The organism is uncultured Vibrio sp., assembly GCF_947488985.1.
In the GTDB taxonomy this organism is placed as follows: Bacteria; Pseudomonadota; Gammaproteobacteria; order Enterobacterales; family Vibrionaceae; genus Vibrio.
This window is the reverse complement of the sequence record NZ_CANLBV010000173.1, coordinates 1-3,353: the sequence shown is the minus strand read 5'-3', so window position 1 is coordinate 3,353 and position 3,353 is coordinate 1. Positions and strand designations below refer to the sequence as shown.

Genomic DNA, 3,353 nt, shown 5'->3' with positions numbered 1-3,353 from the left:
GTGGTTGTCACCGATGATGACGGTGCGACAGCAACGACGACGGCAGGCATTGAGGTGATAGCGGTCAACGATGCGCCTGACACATCCGGAATCCAAGCGGAAGTAGACGAAGACAACTCTATTACCATTACTCAAGAGCAGTTGCTTGCTAATGCAACCGATGTTGAGGGTGATGAACTGGTTGCTTCCAACCTACAGACCAATGATCCAGATGCAACCATCGTTACTAATGACGATGGCTCATTCACCATCACGCATACCGAAAACTTCAATGGTGAATTAGACTTCACGTACAGCATCAGTGATGGCGACAGTGAAGTTCTGACAACGCTTGATTTGACGGTTAACCCTGTCAACGATGCGCCGGAAGCGGGCGATGAAATCTTCATTCAAGCACAAGAAGACCAAACGGTTGGTGTAACACTTCGTGAAGAACCAGCACTGCGTCTAGACCAAGCACCAGAAAATGGCATCATTGAAGCGAATGTCAATGATGAGTGGGTGATCCTTGAAGTAGGGCAAGAAGTACCAGCGGATACTGAAGTACGCTTTATTCCAGATGATGAAGCATTGGCTAACGGTACACACACCACACAAATTGGTACCTTCGATGATAACGCTAGCGTGGACGATTGGGGTACAGAAGTCGACCCTTACACTCGTGAGTTCTCGGATGGCGACTTAACAGTAACCGTTCAAAGTAACGATGATCCTCTTGGTGCCTGGAATGGTAACACCCACATTGGTCACGGCATTGGTGATACAGACCGTCAAGGTCTAAGTGGTGATGAGAAATTGACAGTTTCAGTTGAAGGTCAAGACATCAATGAAATCAGCTTCCACCTTGATGGTTTGGGTGGCTGGTTCATGGAAGAGTCTCGTCACTTTACTGAAGTCGAAATTCGAGCCTTCAACGATGATGGCGAGTTAATCGATTCGATGACTTACCACAAAGAAGATCGTAATTCGTTTGAGACTGATTACACGCTAACGGTTGATCAACCTGTATCTTACTTCGAACTGGGAACTGTCGAAGGCAATGGTACGTATGTTGTTCAAAACATGACAGTGTCACAAACCTTCAATGATGAAGCGGTGTTTACATCAATCGGTGTGGATGGATCAGAGATCACCGAAACGGTTGAGCTGAATATTCATGCTGGTGATAACGAAATCGAGTTAACCGCCGATCTTCCTAATATCAATATTGATACAGAAGGATCCGCTCAGTTTGCTTCGGTCGTGATTACTGAAGAGCAACTACTGGCCCAAGCGTCAGATATCGATGGCGATGACCTCGATATTGAAAATCTTGAGTTGGTGGGTGAAAACTCAGAGCATGCAACACTTACCGATAATGGTGATGGTACTTGGACGGTAACGCCGGATGAAAATTTCCACGGTGAAATCGAGCTGGGCTACCAAGTTACCGATGGAGAGTTAACTGATAGCAACATTATCAATATTAACTTCGAATCGGTGAATGATGCACCAATCGTTTCTGGCCCGATTGTTCTATCGACAGATGAAGATGAAGGTATTACGTTCAGTGCGGATGACTTACTGGCGAATACTACGGATATCGAAGGTGATGAGTTGTCTATTTCTGACATCTCGTACAGCGGTGATAATGGGGAACTGGTCGATAACGGCGACGGTACTTATACATTCATGCCGAATGAGAACTTCAACGGCGAAGTCGACATCGACTACAAAGTGTTTGATGGTACTGATGAAGTTGATACTCACCTTGATCTAATGGTTGTACCTGTTAACGACATCCCAGTACCAGGTGAACCGTTGCATACTCAAATGTTAGAAAATGGTTCTATTGTTATTGAAGCGAAAGACCTATTATCTGGCGCGAGCGATGTTGATGGCGACATTCTTCATGTTGAAAACTTATTACTTGCAGACCAAACGCAAGGTACTCTAACGGATAACGGTGACAATACCTTTACCTTTGAACCTGCAGAAAACTTCTACGGTGAAGTGAATCTGACTTTCGATATAAGTGACGGTCAAGCAAGTGCGCCAAGTACAGCCCAAGTCGATGTTGAGCTTGTTAACGAAGGACCAGAAGTCAGTGGTCCAATCGAAGCCAATGTGGATGAAGATGGTTCAATAACCATTACACAAGAGGATCTGTTAGCGAATGCAACCGACGTCGATGGCGACAATCTTGAAGCGGTTAACTTTGCAACCAACGATCCAAATGCGGTTATTGTTGAAAACTCAGACGGTAGCTACACGATTACACCAAGTGAAGACTTCTTTGGTGAAATTGAATTCACTTATGATATTACGGACGCGATTGAGACAGTTGCTGCTGACCTTAATCTAACCGTCAATCCAATCAATGACGCACCAGATGTGCCTGACATGTCTTTCACTACGGAAGATGGTCAAGCGATTACTATTACTGAAGCAGAGTTACTGGCACAAGCGACAGACATTGAAGGCGATGAACTGTCAGTTGTTAATGTAACGAGCACAAGCGACACGGTAGAAGTAACAGATAATGGTGATGGCACGTACACATTAACACCAGAGCAGGGCTTCTTCGGCAATGTTGATTTGGCGTTTGATGTCAGTGATGGCACCGATGTGGTTGCTGCAAACATCGATCTCAAAGTTGAATTCGTCAACGATGCGCCAGAAGCGACGCCAATAGTGGCGGATGTCGACGAAGATGGCTCAATCCTAGTTACACAAGAAATGCTATTGGAGAACGCAAGCGATCAAGATGGTGATGAGCTGCTTGCTACTGGGCTTGAAACCAACGATCCAAACGCCAGCATTGTAGATAATGGTGATGGCACCTACACAGTGACGCCTTCAGAAGATTTCAATGGTGATATCGCATTCACTTATGAAGTCAGCGATGGCGAGCTGAGTACGTCTAATGATATGACGTTGACCGTGAATCCAGTCAATGACGTGGCCGTTGTGGAAGACGTGGCGTACACCATTGAAGAAGACGGCTCACTGACCTTTACCGATGAGCAGTTACTGGCGGGGGCGTCAGATATTGATGGCGATGACCTGTCCGTGACCGATGTCTCTTACTCGGGCGCCGAGGGTGTGTTCACCGACAATGGCGATGGCACGTACACCTTTGCACCGAACGAGAACTTCAATGGCGAGGTTGACCTAGGCTTCACGGTGTCGGACGGCACAGAGACGGTGAACGCCCACATTGATGTGACGGTCACCGACGTCAACGACGCGCCAGTGGCGGGTTCGACGTCTTACACAGTTCATGAAGACAACTCTATCACCATCAGTAACGAACAGTTGCTAGCGAATTCTTCGGACATCGAAGGTGAAGTAGCCATTGATAGTGTGGCTTA

The 3,353-nt window shown here is 46.5% G+C and carries 1 protein-coding gene; it reads left to right on the top strand.

Going from position 1 to position 3,353, the window contains the following annotated elements; all coding sequences use genetic code 11:
- The coding region (locus Q1A70_RS19340) for a tandem-95 repeat protein (RefSeq protein WP_299695542.1) at nt 1-3,353 on the top strand (3,353 nt) is incomplete at both ends.